This is a genomic window from Streptosporangium sp. NPDC006930 (assembly GCF_040635605.1).
Taxonomy (GTDB): domain Bacteria; phylum Actinomycetota; class Actinomycetes; order Streptosporangiales; family Streptosporangiaceae; genus Streptosporangium.
In genome coordinates this window covers 437799-454299 of sequence record NZ_JBEYID010000004.1, presented here as the reverse complement: position 1 = coordinate 454299, position 16501 = coordinate 437799, and the positions used below count along the sequence as shown (strand labels likewise).

General features: G+C 71.0%; 14 protein-coding genes. 7 read left to right on the top strand and 7 right to left on the bottom strand.

What is annotated here, in order from left to right; all coding sequences use genetic code 11:
- Window positions 1-6 precede the first annotated feature (6 nt).
- From ABZ664_RS10630 to ABZ664_RS10615, 4 genes are all read left to right on the top strand, one after another.
- Window positions 7-240: a zinc-ribbon domain-containing protein gene (locus tag ABZ664_RS10630; protein WP_362506204.1), complete on the top strand. Its 234-nt coding sequence runs from the start codon at window positions 7-9 to the stop codon at window positions 238-240.
- A gap of 167 nt (window positions 241-407) precedes the next feature.
- A complete protein-coding gene (locus ABZ664_RS10625) occupies window positions 408-1937 on the top strand; it encodes an N-acetylmuramoyl-L-alanine amidase (protein ID WP_362506201.1) in 1530 nt (509 codons plus the stop codon).
- Between the two features lie 195 nt (window positions 1938-2132).
- On the top strand, window positions 2133-2846 hold the full coding sequence (locus ABZ664_RS10620; protein WP_362506198.1) for a hypothetical protein: 714 nt from the start codon (window positions 2133-2135) through the stop codon (window positions 2844-2846).
- Window positions 2847-3021: 175 nt separating this feature from the next.
- Entirely contained in the window at window positions 3022-3990 is a 969-nt protein-coding gene (locus ABZ664_RS10615; protein WP_362506195.1) for an aldo/keto reductase, read from the top strand.
- 25 nt (window positions 3991-4015) lie between these two features.
- On the opposite strand, the gene ABZ664_RS10610 is transcribed toward ABZ664_RS10615, so the two are convergent.
- A complete protein-coding gene (locus tag ABZ664_RS10610) occupies window positions 4016-6187 on the bottom strand; it encodes a sigma-70 family RNA polymerase sigma factor (RefSeq protein ID WP_362506340.1) in 2172 nt (723 codons plus the stop codon).
- Between the two features lie 48 nt (window positions 6188-6235).
- Window positions 6236-6571: a YciI family protein gene (locus ABZ664_RS10605; RefSeq protein ID WP_362506192.1), complete on the bottom strand. Its 336-nt coding sequence runs from the start codon at window positions 6569-6571 to the stop codon at window positions 6236-6238.
- A gap of 595 nt (window positions 6572-7166) precedes the next feature.
- On the opposite strand from ABZ664_RS10605, the gene ABZ664_RS10600 reads away from it, so the two are divergent.
- The 3 genes from ABZ664_RS10600 to ABZ664_RS10590 all read left to right on the top strand — a co-directional run bounded on the left by ABZ664_RS10600 (window position 7167) and on the right by ABZ664_RS10590 (window position 10424).
- Window positions 7167-7982, top strand: coding sequence for an SAM-dependent methyltransferase (locus tag ABZ664_RS10600; RefSeq protein ID WP_362506189.1), 816 nt, complete (start codon window positions 7167-7169; stop codon window positions 7980-7982).
- Between the two features lie 436 nt (window positions 7983-8418).
- Complete coding sequence (locus ABZ664_RS10595; RefSeq protein WP_362506185.1) at window positions 8419-9054, top strand: gluconokinase; 636 nt, start codon at window positions 8419-8421, stop codon at window positions 9052-9054.
- A complete protein-coding gene (locus ABZ664_RS10590; protein ID WP_362506182.1) occupies window positions 9051-10424 on the top strand; it encodes a gluconate:H+ symporter in 1374 nt (457 codons plus the stop codon). Before ABZ664_RS10595 ends, ABZ664_RS10590 begins: the two co-directional genes overlap by 4 nt.
- Window positions 10425-10482: 58 nt before the next feature.
- Here the strand turns inward: ABZ664_RS10590 and ABZ664_RS10585 are convergent, their stop codons facing one another.
- The 5 genes from ABZ664_RS10585 to ABZ664_RS10565 form a co-directional block, all read right to left on the bottom strand.
- The gene (locus ABZ664_RS10585; protein WP_362506180.1) at window positions 10483-12408 is read right to left on the bottom strand and encodes an FUSC family protein; all 1926 of its coding nucleotides are present in this window, start codon (window positions 12406-12408) and stop codon (window positions 10483-10485) included.
- A gap of 13 nt (window positions 12409-12421) precedes the next feature.
- Window positions 12422-13216, bottom strand: coding sequence for an SDR family oxidoreductase (locus ABZ664_RS10580; RefSeq protein ID WP_362506178.1), 795 nt, complete (start codon window positions 13214-13216; stop codon window positions 12422-12424).
- A gap of 141 nt (window positions 13217-13357) precedes the next feature.
- Window positions 13358-13930 carry a carboxymuconolactone decarboxylase family protein gene (locus tag ABZ664_RS10575; protein ID WP_362506175.1) on the bottom strand — a complete coding sequence of 191 codons (573 nt, stop codon included), beginning with the start codon at window positions 13928-13930 and terminating at the stop codon, window positions 13358-13360.
- A 147-nt stretch (window positions 13931-14077) separates the two neighbouring features.
- The gene (locus tag ABZ664_RS10570) at window positions 14078-14668 is read right to left on the bottom strand and encodes a phosphoribosylanthranilate isomerase (RefSeq protein WP_362506172.1); all 591 of its coding nucleotides are present in this window, start codon (window positions 14666-14668) and stop codon (window positions 14078-14080) included.
- Window positions 14669-14706: 38 nt separating this feature from the next.
- Window positions 14707-16344: a penicillin-binding transpeptidase domain-containing protein gene (locus ABZ664_RS10565; RefSeq protein WP_362506169.1), complete on the bottom strand. Its 1638-nt coding sequence runs from the start codon at window positions 16342-16344 to the stop codon at window positions 14707-14709.
- Window positions 16345-16501: the final 157 nt, after the last annotated feature.

Below are 16501 nucleotides of genomic sequence, written 5' to 3'. Positions count from 1 at the left end.
GTCTGGATGATGCTCATCTTCGGTTTGCGTACGGTGGCCCATCGGCTCGGAGTGGTAACCCTGACCTGCCGCAACTGCGGCAACACGGCGGCGCAGGTGCTGTCGCGTCGGGTCACCAAGTTCAGTTTGTTCTTCGTCCCGCTGTTCCCGGTACGGACGAGATACGGGATGCAGTGCACCTTCTGCGCAGCCTCGTACGCCATCACCAAGGACGAGGCGAACCGGCTGGCGGTCCACTGACCCCCTCCTTCACCTGCAGATATATCGGCCTATCAGACAAAAGAAGGGATTTGTCTGAAACAAACAAAGAAGTGTTAATTATTTACACTTGTCGCGTTTCTGCTTTACGGTGCCGAATCAGCCGGTGTCCGGATGGGACCCGGGCCCCCGATTCCTGAGGAGACTCCGTGCAGAACGCCCGGCCGCGCTCGCACCGCCGGTCAGCCGCGATCCTGTCCGCCGTTCTCGCCTTCCTGCTCCTCGCGCCCGCCCAGGCGGCGAGCGCCCGGTCCGCGGGCCCCCTGGCGGACGCCTTCGCCCGAGCCTCCGCCACCTACGACGTGCCGCGCGACCTGCTCGTCGCCCTCGCGTACGCGGAGACGCACCTCGACGGGCACGGTGGCGAGCCGAGCGCGAGCGGCGGGTACGGGGTGATGCACCTTCTCAGCACCCCCGCCGTACGCGCCCTGGAACGCGCGGCCGAGCTGACCGGCACACCGGCGGCGACCCTGAAGAGGGACGATGCGGCCAACATCGTCGGCGGCGCCGCGGTGCTGCGCTCCTACGCCGACGCGCTCGGCCTCGACGCCACCGCCAGGAAGGACGCCGGACTGTGGTACCCGGCCGTGGCCAGGTACGGCAACGCCTCCAGTTCGGAGACGGCCAGGCTGTACGCCGACACCGTCTACGACCTCCTCGGCAAGGGCCTTGTGGCCACCGGCGCGGGCGGCGAGGTCGTCACGGTCACGGCCACGGAACTGCAGGTGGATCGCGGCGCCTACGAGGGCGTGCGGGAACTCGCGGCCAAGGCCCCGAGCCCCGACTACCCCGCCGCGAGCTGGGTGGCCGCCCACGCCGGCAACCGGGCAGTCGCGAACAGGCCGAAAAGCTCCAAGATCGATCGAGTCGTCATCCACGTCACCCAGGGGGCGTACGCCGGCACGATCTCCTGGTTCCAGAACCCCGGCGCGAAGGTCTCCGCGCACTACGTCGTCCGCTCCTCCGACGGTGACATCACCCAGATGGTCCGCGACAAGGACGTCGCCTGGCACGCGGGGAACAGCTCGTACAACGCCAGGTCGATCGGGATCGAGCACGAGGGGTTCGTCAACAACGCCTCCTGGTTCACCGACGCGATGTACCGCGCCTCGGCGGCCCTGACCCGCGCCCTCTGCGACAAGTACGGCATTCCCAAGAACCGCTCGCACATCATCGGACACAAGCAGGTTCCCGGCGCCACGCACACCGACCCCGGCTCCCACTGGGACTGGGCCAAGTACATGCGCTACGTCACCGGGGACACCGCGCCCTGGTCGGCGACCGTCGACAACTCCACCTCCGGCGCGTTCACCGCGAGCGCGAACTGGACCGCCTCCACCCAGGCGGCCGGGCGCCACGGCCCCGACCACCGCCAGGCCACGCCGGTGACCTCCAGTGACGTCGCCTGGTACCGGTTCACCGTCCCCGCCGCGGCCACCTACCAGGTCGAGGTCTGGTATCCGGCCGCCCCCGGCCACAACGGATCCGCCCCGTACATCGTCGCCACCTCCTCCGGGAGCAAGACGGTCTACCTCGACCAGCGCGCCGGGGGCGGCACCTGGCGGAGCATCGGGACGTTCGCCCTGAAAGCCGGGACGTACAACACCGTCGGCGTCAGCCGGTGGACCTCCGGCACAGGACTCGTCGTCGCCGACGCCGTACGCCTCACCCGGCTCTGAACTCCCCCGGGCAGGGCGGCCCGCTCTGCCCGGGGGTACCCCGCCGGTCCCGGCACGCACCGGCCCGTCCCCCGCACGTCACGTAGAGCCCACCCTGGAACACCTTGAGCGGCCCCGGCGAAGGCCGCCCTCGCGACCTTCACCCACCCGGGAGTCCTGGTCAGCAGGTCCCATCTCGACTTCGTCAGGTCGAAGGTGAACGCCGGCACCCAGCCGTGGAAGGGCGCCTTCGACCAGATGATGGGACATTCCCTGGCGTCGCTGTCACGGACCCCCAAGCCACGCGCGATCGTGGAGTGCGGCTCGTTCTCCAAGCCCAACAACGGCTGCACCGACGAGCGGCAGGACGCGCTCGGCATCTCCGTCTTCCTTGAGGACCGGGCGAGCTACGACAAGGCGGTGACGGAGTTCCGCGGGCGGGTACCGGCCTTCATCTACATCGCGTCCGACGGCACGCTCCCCGAGGCGCCTCCGGGCAGCGGCATCGACACCCGCGCCGAGATCATCAAATACTGGCAGGGCCAGTCCACCTTCATGGACGGCCTGACCCAGGAGACCTGCCGCGACTTCACCCACACCGGGTACGGGCTGTCGGCCATCTCGCACTTCGCCGAGACCACCAGGATCCAGGGGCAGGACCTCTACCCGAAGATCAGCGAGCGGCTGCGCCACGCGCTGGGCATGCATGCGAAGTACCAGCTCGGCGCCGCCGTACCGTCCTCGCTGTGCGGCGGTACCCCTCACCTCGGCCTGTGCCCGATCACCGAGGTCGGATTCAACGCCCTGAACGACCGGATGGGCATCGCGATGACGAACACGCAGCGCCTCACCGAGCAGCAACGCCCGGCGGGGACGAACGTCCTCTTCGTCGCCTGGAAGACCTTGACCCACGCCGCCAACTCCAACTGACGCCGACCGCCCGGGGACGGCGGAGCTCCGTGACCTCCGCCGTCCCCGGGCGGTCCACGCGGACACCGCGCTCGCCGTACTCGCTGCAACGGATCCCTCCGACACCACGGTCACCGCAACGGATCTCGCCACCGCCGGCCGCCCCTCGAACACCGCGCTCGCTATATTGGCGCGCATGAACGCACTGGTCCGACGCCCGCTGGGCCAGACCTCCCTGTCCGTGACGCCGCTCGGCCTGGGCCTGGCGGCCCTCGGCCGCCCCGCCTACATCACGCTCGGCCGTGCCGAGGACCTCGGCGACGGCCGGGACGTCGCCGCGATGCGGTCACGCACGTGGGCCGTGCTCGACGCCGCGTGGGCGGCGGGTGTGCGCTACCTCGACACGGCGCGCTCGTACGGGCGGGCCGAGGAGTTCCTCGCCGGGTGGCTGCGCGAGCGCGGAATCGCCCCTGGAGACGTCGTGGTCGGCTCGAAGTGGGGATACGCCTACGTCGGCGGCTGGCGGCTGGACGCCGAGCGGCACGAGGTGAAGGAGCTCACCGCCGACCGGCTCCGCGTCCAGCTGGAACAGACGCGCGCGCTGCTCGGCGAGCACCTGTCGCTCTACCAGATCCACTCGGCGACACTCGAGAGCGGCGTGCTCGACGACGAGGGCGTGCTCGACGGGTTGCGCGCGCTGCGGGCGGAAGGGGTCGCGGTCGGGCTGTCGACGAGCGGGCCGAGCCAGGCGGGCACGATCGAGCGGGCGATCGGGGCCGGGCTGTTCGACACGGTGCAGTCGACGTGGAACCTGCTGGAACGCTCGGCCGGCGAGGCGCTCCAGCGGGCACACGAGGCGGGAATGGGTGTGATCGTCAAGGAGGGCGTGGCGAACGGCCGGCTGACCGCTCGCGCGGCACCCGCCGCGCTCGCGGCCGTCGCGCGCGAGCGGGACACCACGCCGGACGCGCTCGCGCTGGCGGCCGTACTCGCCAGGCCGTGGGCGGGCGTGGTGCTGAGCGGCGCGGTCTCGGCCGGGCAACTGCGCGACAACCTCGGCGCGGCCGAGATCGAGTGGGACGCGGAGCTGGACGAGCGGCTCGCCGGTCTGGAGGAAGACCCCGAAGGCTACTGGACGCGGCGCGGCGCACTGCCCTGGAGTTGACGGCGACGGAGCGCGGATGGAGCCCCTATCGGGTCCTGAGCTGGTTGAGGGTGTAGCCGGTGGCCCGCTTGAACAGGTATTCGGCCCGTTCGTAGGAGAGCCTGCGGCGACCGGTCTCCGGGCACAGGTCGGTGGGTGCGGGAGGCCGGCCGGGGCCGGGTCTGCGGTCGGACAGAAACAGCGGGCCCCGGCGCCGACCCGCGACGAGGGCGGGGATGAGTTCGGCGGTGCCGGAACGCCAGTGGATCCAGCCGGACCCGGTGGCCACCTTGCCGCGCATGCCCGCCAGGTCGAGGTCCTCGACGTTGAGCGAGAGCGCCGGGCCCGCCCCGGCCCCGCTCTCGTACAGCAGCGACCACAGGGCGCGTTCGCGCGGGGCGATGTCCGGGCGTTCCCAGAGTGCCTCGACGTGCGGCCTGTCGATGGGGCGGGTGCGCCCCCTGGGTTCGGGCCTGCGCCCGAGCTCGGCGGCCAGGTCGCGGGGCACACCGCCGGTCAGGTCGCCGGACTGCCCACTGTCCGCCTCACCGGCCGGCCTGCGATCCGGCCCGTCGAGCGGGCCACCGTCCGATCCACCGTCCGGGCCGCACTCCGGACCACCGACCGGCGTGCCCTGGGCGGCGCTCCAGGTGCTGAAGGAGCGGACGGCCCCGCGGTGGCGGTTCCACGTGGCGGGGGCCGCGTTTCCCCACGCGTCGGCGAAGACCTCCGCGACCCGCGCGGAGGTCACGTCCGACAGCGGGATGTCGTCTCCGAGATCTCGGCGCAGCCGGTTCATGGTCTGGCGGTAGGAGCGGACGGTCGCGGCGTCCAGGTCGTCACGGGCGAGGAAGGCGATGGCGGCCTCGGCCAGGGTGACGCCTGCTCCCTGCCCGGCTCTTCCCGATGCCCCGGCCGTGGTGCCCGAGCCCACCGTTCCGGGTGTTCTCCGTGCGGCGATGTCGGCGCAGGCCGCGGCGCGTCGCGTGAGAATCGTGCGTTCCGGCATGTTGAGGGTGAGGGCCGCGGCGCGTTCGAACTCCCGCCGCGCCTCCTCGTGGCGGCCGAGTCTGGCCAGCAGGTCGCCGCGTACGCTGGGCAGGCGGTGGTAGCCCTTGAGCGCGGATTCTCCGACCAGTGTGTCGGCGAGCGCCAGACCCGCTTCAGGACCGTGGGCCATCGCCAGCGCGACCGCGCGGTTGAGCTGCACGACCGGAGTGGGCAGCACCCGGGCGAGCGCCGCGTACAGGGCGGCGATCTGCCGCCAGTCGGTCTCCTCGGCCGTGCGGGCCTGCGCGTGGCACACGGCGATCGCGGCCTGCAGCACGTACGGGCCGATAGGCGCCTCACACCGCCTGGCGCGCAGCAGGGCCGCGATCCCCCGGTCGATGAGGAGCCGGTCCCAGCGGCCGCGGTTCTGCTCGTGCAGCGCGACGGGCTCTCCCGACGGCCCCGTCCTGGCCGCCGACCGCGATGCCTGGAGCTCCATCAGCGCGACCAGGCCGTGCGCCTCCGCCTCGCCCGGCGCGAGTGCGGCCAGCAGGCGGCCAAGGCGCAGCGCCTCCTGGCAGAGGTCCTGGCGCATCCAGTCGTCACCGGCGCTCGCCGCGTACCCCTCGTTGAACACCAGGTAGACGACCTCGAGGACCGACGACAGGCGCGCCGCCCGATCCGGACCCTCCGGGACCTCGAACGGGATCCGGAGGGCGGCGAGGGTGCGCTTGGCCCGGACGACGCGCTGCGCGACGGTCGACTCCGAGACGAGGAAGGCACGCGCGATCTCCTCGGTGCGCAGGCCCCCCAGCAGCCGCAGCGTCAGAGCCACCCGGGACTCGGCGGGCAGTGCCGGGTGGCAGGAGACGAACATCAGACGCAGGACGTCGTCACGCACCTCGTCGTCGAGGGCCGCGTCCACGTCGGCCTCGGCGGTGTCCTGCCGGGTGGCGAGGTCGTGGGCGAGCTCCTCGTGCCTGAGGTCGAGCCGCTTCCCGCGGCGCAGGTGGTCGATGGCGCGGCGCTTGGCGACGGCCATGAGCCAGGCGCCCGGATTGTCCGGGACGCCGCCCCTTGGCCACTGTTCGAGGGCGGCCAGGAGCGCGTCCTGCGCGAGCTCCTCGGCCACCCCCACGTCGCCCACCATCCGGACGAGCCCGGCGACGATCCTCGCCGACTCCATTTTCCAGACCGCGTCGACCGCGCGGTGGGCGTCCCCGGACATCACGCGCTCGATCAGAGCATTCGCCCGGCCGGGTACGCAAGCATCCGATCAGTCCTCGGGGCCGAAAACCTGCTGGATGTCTCCCTCGCCGTCGCCGACGATCTTCCAGAAGCGCCGGGACAGCTCGATCGCCTCCTCCTTGGAGCGCACCTCGACGAGCGCGAAGCTGACGATCGCCTCCTTCGCCTCGGTGAACGGCCCGTCGGTGACGGTGATCTCCCCTGCGGAGGACGAGATGTGGGTGCCGGCCGGGTCCAGGCCACCGGTCGCGAGCACCACTCCCGCCTGGGTCATCTCCTCGACGAAGGCGGCCATCTCGGCGTGCATCGCCTCGGTCGGAGGGGCCATGTCGTCGCTGGCCCTGGTCGTCATCAGAAATCGCATCGCCATATCTCCTTCGGGTGGTCAGATGACCGATCCTCGCCGGTCCTCGGCTACGCGTCGAACGGATCGGACGGAAATCGACACGCACCCTCTGACCAGGACAGTAGCCCGGATGTGACAGGGAATGCGACGTGGCGGGGGCGCGAGCCGATTCCGTGCGTTCGCGGCGTGTTCGCGGTCCGGGCGGCGGCGCGCTCACCGGTCGGCCGCCGGCGAATCAGCGCCTTCCCTGCTCCGCGCATTCGTCCCAGGGAAAGCTTAATAAAGTCATAAGCTTTTTAGTGATCGCGATATCGGCGTATTCCCCCGGATATCCTGCACCTCCGTCGTGAGAGAACGGGACCTCGCGACGACGGCCGACAGAAGCGTGCACACGTTTCGCGACGGGCGAATTCCCGTCCATGATCGCCGCGTTTCCACCTCCGCGAGGGCACTGTGAGAGCGCCGTGAGAGCGCCGCCCACCTCCCGGTCACCCGCGTGGATCACCCCAACGACCGCTGCGAGTGCTGGGGGGTTTGCCGTGAACATCACCGTTGTGATCAACTACCTCCTATCTCAATCGATGCGAATTCCTCATGAACGGACCTGACCCCCATGAGTACCTCTCGCGAATCCGGCTGGCAGCCCGTGGAACTCGATGCCGGTCGGCCGCATTCGGCCCGTATCTGGAATTACTGGCTGGGCGGAAAGGACAACTACCCTGCCGACCGCGAGGCCGGGGACATGGTCGAACAGCTCATCCCCGGCATCGTCGACTCGGCGCGTGCCGACCGGGCGTTCCTCGGCCGCTGCGTCCAGCACCTCGTCGCCGAGGCCGGGATTCGCCAGTTCCTTGACATCGGCACGGGTCTTCCCACCGCCGACAACACGCACGAGGTGGCTCAGCGGATCGCCCCGGAGTCCAGAATCGTCTACGTCGACAACGACCCGCTGGTCCTGGTGCACGCACGCGCCCTGCTCGTCGGCAACTCAGAAGGCGCCACCGACTACATCGACGCCGACCTGCGCGACCCCCAGCACATCCTGCGGGCGGCGGCGGAGACCCTCGACCTCACCAGGCCCGTCGCGCTGATGCTGCTGGGAATCCTGCACCACATCACCGATGACGAGGAGGCGGAAAAGGTCGTGAGGGAACTGGTCGACGCCGTCCCCTCGGGCAGCCACCTGGTGATCGCGCACGCCACCGCCGAGGTTCACGGCGAGGCGATGCACGAGGCGATGCGACAGTTCATGGAGCGGGGCGGCACCCCGATCGTGGCCCGCGACCGCGACCACCTCGCCTCGTTCTTCGACGGCCTGGAACTCCTGGAGCCCGGCGTGGTCTCCTGCTCACGCTGGCGTTCGGAACGCACCTCATGGGGCGATTCTCCTGAGGTGTCCCAGTTCTGCGGTGTCGCCCGCAAGCCCTGACAAGCCCCTCTCCGGCCTTTTTCTCGTTTTGTGTTCTTTCGGCCGCTCGGTGCGCACCGGCTGCTGTGCTCCGATTGCCGCCACATCGCCCCGTACGTCCCCCGCCGCGGCCGGACCGCGGCCCCTCGATGGCGCGGCGCGTCACGGAGAGCCCTCGCGCGCCCTACCGGGGGCAGAGTGCTCGAGTTTGGGCGCCCGACCGGCGAGAAGATTCAGCGGAGATCGCCCGGCACGGCCACCGAACCGGGTTTATTCAGGACGCTCCGGTGCAGTCCCATAGTCGTCCGCTCGTTGCCTCCCGCAGCAACCAACTGCGATAAACGGTGACATATCTTCACAAAAGAATGTTTTTGTAACGCCGACCCCGGATTGCGCACCACTCATCCGGCCAGGCCGTCGCGAAGATCAACGAAGATCGACATGGGAGGTCGTCTCCATGAACCCCGCTCAGGCCCCCGCCTCACCGCCCCCCGGCGCCGCGCTGATCGTCGTCATGGGGGTGACCGGTTCCGGCAAGAGCACCGTGGGCGCCGCCCTCGGCCAGCGGCTACGGGTGCCGTTCGCCGACGCCGACGACTTCCACAGCGAGGCCAACATCGCCAAGATGTCGGACGGGATCCCCCTCGACGACGAGGACCGGCTGCCCTGGCTGCGCGCGATCGGCACCTGGCTCAGCGAGCACGCCGCCACCGGCGGTGTGGCGAGCTGCTCAGCGCTCAAACGGAGCTATCGCGACATCCTGCGCGAGGCCGCGCCGACGGTGAGCTTCGTCCACCTCCACGGCGAGATGGACGCCGTACGCCGCAGGGTCGCCGGCCGCCCGGGGCACTTCATGCCCACCTCTCTGGTCGAGTCGCAGTTCAAGACGCTGGAACCTCTGGAGCCCGACGAGCAGGGGATCGTCCTCGACTTCTCCGCCTCCGTGGACGAACTCGTGGACGCCTACCTCGCCGCGACCGCCCAGACGACGTCCGCCCCCGGGACGGGATCGAACCCGTCCCCCGCCGATTCCGCCACCCCGGCCGCGTCCCGGAACCCAGACCGGGACGACGAGGCCGGGAGCCCGAGGTGAGCCCCCTCCTCACCGCCCTCGCCGCGCCCGCCGACACCTCTCCCGGCAGGCTCATCCCGGCGGCGCTCGTCGGTATCGCGCTGATCGTCGTACTGATCACGTACTTCAGGCTCCACCCCTTCCTGAGCCTCACCCTCGGTTCGCTCGCGGTCGGAGCCGTCGCGGGCCTCGCGATGACCGACACCATCGCCGCCTTCAGCGACGGGTTCGGCAGCACCGCGGCCGGTGTCGGCACGCTCATCGCGCTCGGCGCGATGTTCGGCAAGCTGCTCGCCGACTCCGGCGGGGCCGACGAGATCGTGGACACGATCGTCGGCCGGTCCAACCCCCGATCCCTGCCCTGGGCAATGGCCGCGGTGGGCGCGCTGATCGGCCTGCCGATGTTCTTCGAGATCGGCCTCGTCCTGCTGATGCCGGTCATCTTCCTGGTCTCGCGCCGCTCCGGCGTCTCCCTGATCCGGGTGGGCATACCCGCGCTCGCGGGCCTTTCCGTGATGCACGGGCTCGTCCCCCCGCACCCGGGCCCGCTGGTCGCCATCGACGCGCTCAACGCCGACCTCGGCATCACGCTGGGCCTGGGCGTGCTCGTCGCCGTCCCGACGGTCGCCATCGCGGGGCCGCTGTTCGCCAAGTACGCGGCCCGCTGGGTGGACGTACCGGCGCCGGAGCTCTACGAGACCCGGCCCTCGGCGGAGGACACCCGGCGCCCGTCGTTCGGCGTCACGCTCGCCACCGTGCTGCTGCCGGTCGTGCTGATGATGGGCAAGGCCCTCGCCGACATCCTCCTCGCCGAGGGCAACATCCTGCGCACCGTGCTCGACTTCCTCGGTACGCCGCTGGTGGCGCTGCTCATCGCCGTCCTCGTCGCGATGTTCACCCTGGGCCTCGGCGCCGGAATGGACAGGAAGGCGCTCGCGAAGTCCCTGGAGCAGTCGCTGCCGCCGATCGCGGGCATCCTGCTGATCGTCGCCGCCGGCGGTGGTTTCAAGCAGACGCTGATCGACACCGGGATCGGCGACCTCATCGCCACGTGGGTGGAGAACAGCGGCCTGTCGGTACTGCTGCTCGCCTGGCTGGTCGCCGTGCTCATCCGGCTGGCCACGGGCTCGGCGACCGTCGCGACCGTCACGGCCTCGGGGATCCTCGCCCCGCTGGTCGCCAACCTCAGCGTCGGGGAGACCTCGCTGCTCGTGCTCGCCATCGGCGCGGGCTCGCTGTTCTTCTCCCACGTCAACGACGCGGGCTTCTGGCTGGTCAAGGAGTACTTCGGGCTCACCGTCGGCCAGAACATCAAGACCTGGTCGGTGATGGAGACGGTCATCTCGGTGACCGGTCTGGTCTTCGTCCTGATCCTGAGTCTCTTCCTTTAGCCTCCGCGATCCTTTGGTCTTCGCGATCCTTACGGCCTTCGCGCGGCCCCGGGACCGGTCAGTGGTGTCCGGAGACCGTGTCGCGCAGGCAGCGGACGGCGGAGGCGACCCGCTCCAGGCTCTCCTCGTCATCGGGGCCGGGATCGGCCGGTTCGCGCCCCTCGCGGACATCCTGGGCGATCTTCTCCAGGGAGTCCGCGAGGGCGCGGACGGCCTCATTCGGAGGTGGCGGCGCGCCGCGCCCGGTGCGCGCGACGGTGGTGGCGGTCGCGTCGGCCACCTGTTCCAGCGCGGCCATCGCGGGCATCCAGGTGGTGACGCGCCTGCTGATCACCGGTGGTTCGGACAGCGCCCGCTGGAAGACCGTCCGCAGGTCGGCCAGGGCGTCGTACGCCCCGCGGTGCAGTCGCGTCCCGCCGGCGTGCTCGCCGTCGAACGCGTGCCGCAGGTAGTTCGCGGTGGCCGTCACCGCGTCGGCGAACCGCGGCCCGACCGGCGCCTCCCAGCTCGACGACCACGGCAGGTAGCCCAGCACCAGGACGATCACGCATCCGACCAGCGTGTCCACCAGCCTGATCCTCCCCAGCTCGGGTCCCCCGCGGGTGAGCAGGTCCACCAGAAGCAGGACCAGCGGCGCCTGGAAGGCCGACATCAGGCCCCAGTTGCGCTGCAGGCCGTACGGCAGGAGCGCCGCGCACACCGCGATGGGAGCCAGGAGCAGCGGGCCGTACGGCACCAGGACGAGTACGAGGGTGCCGATCAGTGTGCCCACGAGGGTGCCGAGCACGCGCTGCACGGCACGGGCGAACACCGACCCGAAGTCGGGCTTGAGCACCAACGCGACGGTGAGCATCATCCAGTAGGACCGCTCGAACCAGCCGAACTCGCTGAGCGTGGTGGCCACGCCCATGCACAGCGCGAGCCTGACCGTGTAGACGCGGGCGAGGTGGCCCCGCCACATCTGCTCCAGCACGTCATGGAGCCGGGAACGGTAGCCGACCCGTTCGTACGGCAGCTGGTCCGCCGCGACCTCGCCGCCGGACACCAGCTCGACGGCCCCCCGCACGGCGAGACACAGGGCGCGCGTGACGGGCGGGTCGCCTCGTTCGCAGGAACACGACGGCACCCGGGGCGCGGGTCCACCGGCGAGCGAGGCGGCGACGACCCGCGGGGCGGAAGCGGGCCGCACGAGCGGCTCGCGCAGCCCGCGCTCCTCGTAGCGCAGCGAGAGCAGGGCGTTGCGGATCAGCGAGGCCTGGTTCAGCAGGGCGACCAGGCGGGTGCGCTCCGGGTCCAGCCCTCCGGCCAGGGAGCGGGCGCCGAGCACGACGTCGTAGCCGTTCTTGAGAGTGGTGTCGAACGTTCTCAGCGCGAGGGTGTCGTGGTCGGTGAACAGCCGGTCGAGAGCCTCGTAGACCGCGATCGCGGCGGCCCTCTCCGGCGCCCGGGGGTGGAACGGCCAGTCGGCGACCCCCAGCACGATCACCCAGAGCGCGCCCAGCAGGAACGCCAGCGCGTTCGCGCCCGGCGCCCCCGGCAGTTTCACCCCGATGGCGATCACGGTCATCACCAGCAGCTGCAGCCCGGCCGTCGAGCCCGTCGCCCCGCTCGTGCTGACGAGCGCGGACAGCACGGCGACCGCCACCACGACCGGCACCGCCCACCAGCCGTGGCCGTGGGCCGCGGCCCCGATGAGATACCCCAGCGCCCCCGCGGCACCGGCCGCGCCCATCCTGGCGATCCTGACCAGGTAGGAGCCACCCCGGTCGGCCAGACCGGCGTTCATCGCGCCCATCGCGGGCAGCAGACCGGCCACGACGTTCCCGGAGACGAGTGCCACGAGAAGCGGGCCGGTCACCGCCACGGCCATGCGCAGCATCGGCCACCACCGCAGCGGCGCGGGTACGGGTCTGACCGTCTCGACCAGCCAGCCGGGAGCGGCGTCGGTCAGCCGGTCGGCGGTCCGCCGGAAGAGCGAGGGCATCGCTCGCCGTCGCTCAGGGGATGATGGCGTCGACGTATCCACCGTCGACGCGCAGGGAACCACCCGTGGTGGCGGAGGCCTGTGGTGAGCTGAGGTAGACGACCATGTTGGCGATCTCCTCCGGCTCGATCAGCCGTTGCAGGAGCGACTGCGGGCGGTGCTCTCGCATGAAGGCGCGCTGGGCCTCCTCCCAGGGCAGGTCACGGTCGACGAGCTCGTAGACGAACTCCTCCACGCCACCGGTGTGGGTGGGGCCGGCGATGACGGAGTTCACGGTGACGCCACTGCCCGCGGCCTTCTTCGCGAAGCCGCGTGAGACGGCCAGGAGCGCGGTCTTGGACATGCCGTACTGGATCATCTCGATGGGGGTGACGATCGCGGAGTCGCTGGCGATGTACTGGACGCGGCCCCAGGAGCGTGCCACCATCCCCGGCAGGTAGGCGCGGGTGAGGCGGACCGCCGCCAGGACGTTCACCTCGAAGTAGTGGCGCCACTCGTCGTCGGTGATCTCCAGGGCGTCCTTCGCCCCGAAGATCCCGAGGTTGTTGACCAGGATGTCGACCTCCGGCAGGAGGTCCACGGCGTGCTCCGCGCCCTCTTCGGTGGCGAGGTCCGCGGCGAGCGGGACGACCTCCGCGCCGGGGACCTGCGCGCGCAGCGTGTCGCCGGCGGCCTGAACCTTGTCGGGTGTGCGGCCGTTGACGGCCACCGTCGCGCCCGCCCGCGCGAGGCCGACGGCGATGGCGGCCCCGATCCCCTGGGTGGACCCGGTGACCAGCGCCGTCTTGCCGGTGAGATCGATATGCATACGTCACGTCCTTGGAACCGGGCCCGAAGCCGCCCACCGGTAAGGGTGAACCCCTCACGACCTGGTGATATGCCGGTCGGCTGATCCGGTGTTCGTTCCCGCGCCCACCGAGGTGGAACGCGCGGACAGCGATCATTTTCCCTATCTGTCGTCGCCGTCCCAGGCGAAGGCGTGGAACGGCGGGTCGAGGGGGGCGTCGATCAGGCGGTTGGCGAAGGTCGAGATCGTGTACGCGCCGACGCCGAGGACGACCTCAAGGGCGTTCCGCGCGCTGTAGCCCGCGTCGAGGAACGCCCTCATCTCCTCGTCGCCGACCGCGCCGCGATGGTCCATGACGGCGAGGGTGAACGACCGGAGCGCCTCGGCGCGCCCGTCCGGGAGCGGCTTCCCGGCTCGGAGCGCCTCGACGACCTCGGACGGGGCCTCCAGCCTGACCAGCGTGGCGGTGTGCATCGCCACGCAGACGTGGCAGCCGTTGCGGGTGGCGACCGTCATGACGACGATCTCGCGGTCGACCGGATCGAGTGTGGTCTGCTCGAAGGTGGCGCTCGCCGCCAGGAATCCCTTGAGCAGTTGCGGGGAGGTGGCCATCCGGCCGACCGGCGCGGGGACGTAGCCGAATTTCCGCTTCACGTTCTCGACGGTGGAGCGGGCGTCGGCCGGGGCGCTCTCGGCGGTGTGGGTGGGGAAGAGGGGGTGGACGTCAGTGGTCACGGGGGCCTTCTCTCTGGGTCTTCCGAACCTCCGGAACGCGGGTTCGGCGATCGCACGTCACGGCGATATCGTCAACATGGTTGTCTATACAGTAAATGACGTTGACTACTTTGGCAATGACCGCCCCCAGACGCGGGCCCGCGAGGCTCAGCCGCCGCGGGCGGCGGTGATGAAGTCCCTGATGAGGCCGGGGTCCTTCACCCCGGGCGCGACCTCCACACCGCTCGACACGTCGACTCCCCAGGGCCGGGCGGCGGCGATCGCCTCGGCCACGTTCGACGGGGCCAGTCCCCCGGCCAGCATCCAGCGGCCCGCAGGGCGCCCGCGCACGGCCGCCCAGTCCCACGGCTCCCCCGAACCTGGCCTGGGCGCGTCGACGATGAGCAGGTCCTCGTCGAGGGCGCCGCAGCGCAGGTCGGTGCTCGCGGTCCCGGCGCGCACCAGCGTGACGCCGAGGTCCTTCAGCGCGGTGAAGTCCTCGTGCGGGTGGTCACCGTGCAACTGGACGGCGCGCAGTCCCGCCTCCAGCGTGGCCGCCCTCACCTCCTCGGAGGGCTCTCCGGCGAAGACCCCGACGGTCAGCACGTGCGGGGGCACCGCCGAGGCCAGCTCCCTCGCCAGCGCGGGGGTGACCCGACGCGAGCTCCTGGTGAGGACGAACCCGATGGCGTCGGCCCCCGCCTCGACGGCGGCCGTCACATGTCCGGGCTCGCGCAGCCCGCAGATCTTCACGTACACCCTGTGTACGGTAGCCCGTCTCCCCCACCCGGAACGCCTCAGAGGGCGTTCAGGAACCTCGCGGCGATCGGCGCCGCGACCTTGCCTCCCGCGCCGCCGTGCCGGACGAACACCGCGAAGGCGAGGGAACCCCGGTAGCCGACGAACCAGGCGTGGTCACCGCCGCCGTCGACCTCGGCGGTGCCGGTCTTGCCCACGGTGTCCGGCGGGAGCCCGGCCTGGGCGGCCGTTCCCCGGGCGACCACGGCGCTCATCATCGTCCGCAGCCCCGCGGCCACCCCCTCGTCCAGCGGCACCGGGGCGGGCGAGTCCGCGGGAGGCTCGTCGGTCGTGATCGCGGGCTTCCAGACGCCGCTCGCCACCGCGGCGGCGACCTCGGCCATGCAGAGCGGACTCGCCTGCACCGAGTTCTGGCCGATGGCGTCGGAGCCCAGCTCGTCCGGGTTTCCGTGCGGCCGGATCCGGCAGGAGCTCAGCCCCGGCTTCTCCCGGAAACCGAACCGGTCGGCCGCCTCGGCGCGCAGCTGGCCGTCACGCAGCCGCTCGTACGCCTGCTGGGCGAACGTGGTGTTGCACGAGAGCGCGAAGGCAGTGATGAAGGCCACGCCGCCGTGGTCGACACCGTCGGAGTCGCTGAAGCTCCTGCCGTTGGGGATCGTGTAGCCGGCAGGACAGGCGACCTGGGAGTCGGGGGTGAGGCCACCGCGAAGCAGCGCGGCGGCGGTCACGACCTTGAACGTCGAGCCCGGCGGGTAGAGCCCGTTGAACGCCTCCCGCCCGCCCAGCGTGTCCGCCACCGCTCGCACCTGGGCCGTCCCGACGTCCACGGCCACGATCGCGGCGGGCTGGGAGACACCGTCCAGGGCACGGGCCGCGGCCGCCTGCACGGACTGGGAGATCGTGGTCTTCTCCCCTGAGGTCGGCGGGAGCGGTGACTCCCGCAGCACCTGACCGGAAGGCTCCTCCCGGACTTTCAGGATGACCGCCGTGTCGCCCAGCCCGGTGAAGTAGTCCTCCGCCCTGCTGTCCTGGGGGAACGGCACCCCCTCACGGGTCACCGTGGCCGGTCGCCGGACCTCGGTCTCCTCCAGCCGCACGCTCCCGCCGTTCTTGAGCGAGGGGTGCATCGTCTCGGGGGTCCAGCGCACCTTCCACACCCCGAACCGCGACTCCAGGTGCAGGACGGAGGCGAACGGCCATTCGCCCAGCCCCGTGACCTGCCGCACTCCTTTGAAGGACATCTCGGCCGAGTCCTCGTTTCGGTGACGCAGGTCGCCGGAGGTGAGGGAGAGCGAGGAGATCCGCAGGTCGCCGTCGAAGCCGCGGTGCCGCAGGCCGAAGTCGGCCGGGGGGTCGACGACCATGCCCTCCATCGCGGCGAGGTCGCCCCCCTGCCAGGCGGTGAGGTAGTTCGTCGCGATCGTCTCGGGACCGCTGTTCGGGTTCGGCGTGGCCGGGGTCAGCGTGATCAGGTTCGCCGGCGGTGAGGCGGGCACCGGGGCGGGCGACTCCCCCGCCCGTACCGCGTTCGTCCTGACGTCAGGGTCACCGGCCGGCGAGGGCCTCGGCGAGGGTGCGGCCACGACGGCGCCCGGCGCGGCCACCACCGCGTACACGCCGAAGAGAAGGATCGTGGCCGCCGAGATGACCAGTACGAGGAGCCGTCGATCACGCATACCGTCTACTCCCCCGGGTGTGCAGAGTTGCATACCAGAGAAAAGATCGTAAAGGCGACAAGAAGCGGCGAACCAGATTTTTCCCAACTTCGGTATGACACCGTATCCCACGGCGCACCCGTGGGAGCTTTACCGCAGCTCGTCTTTCCCGGGCGCC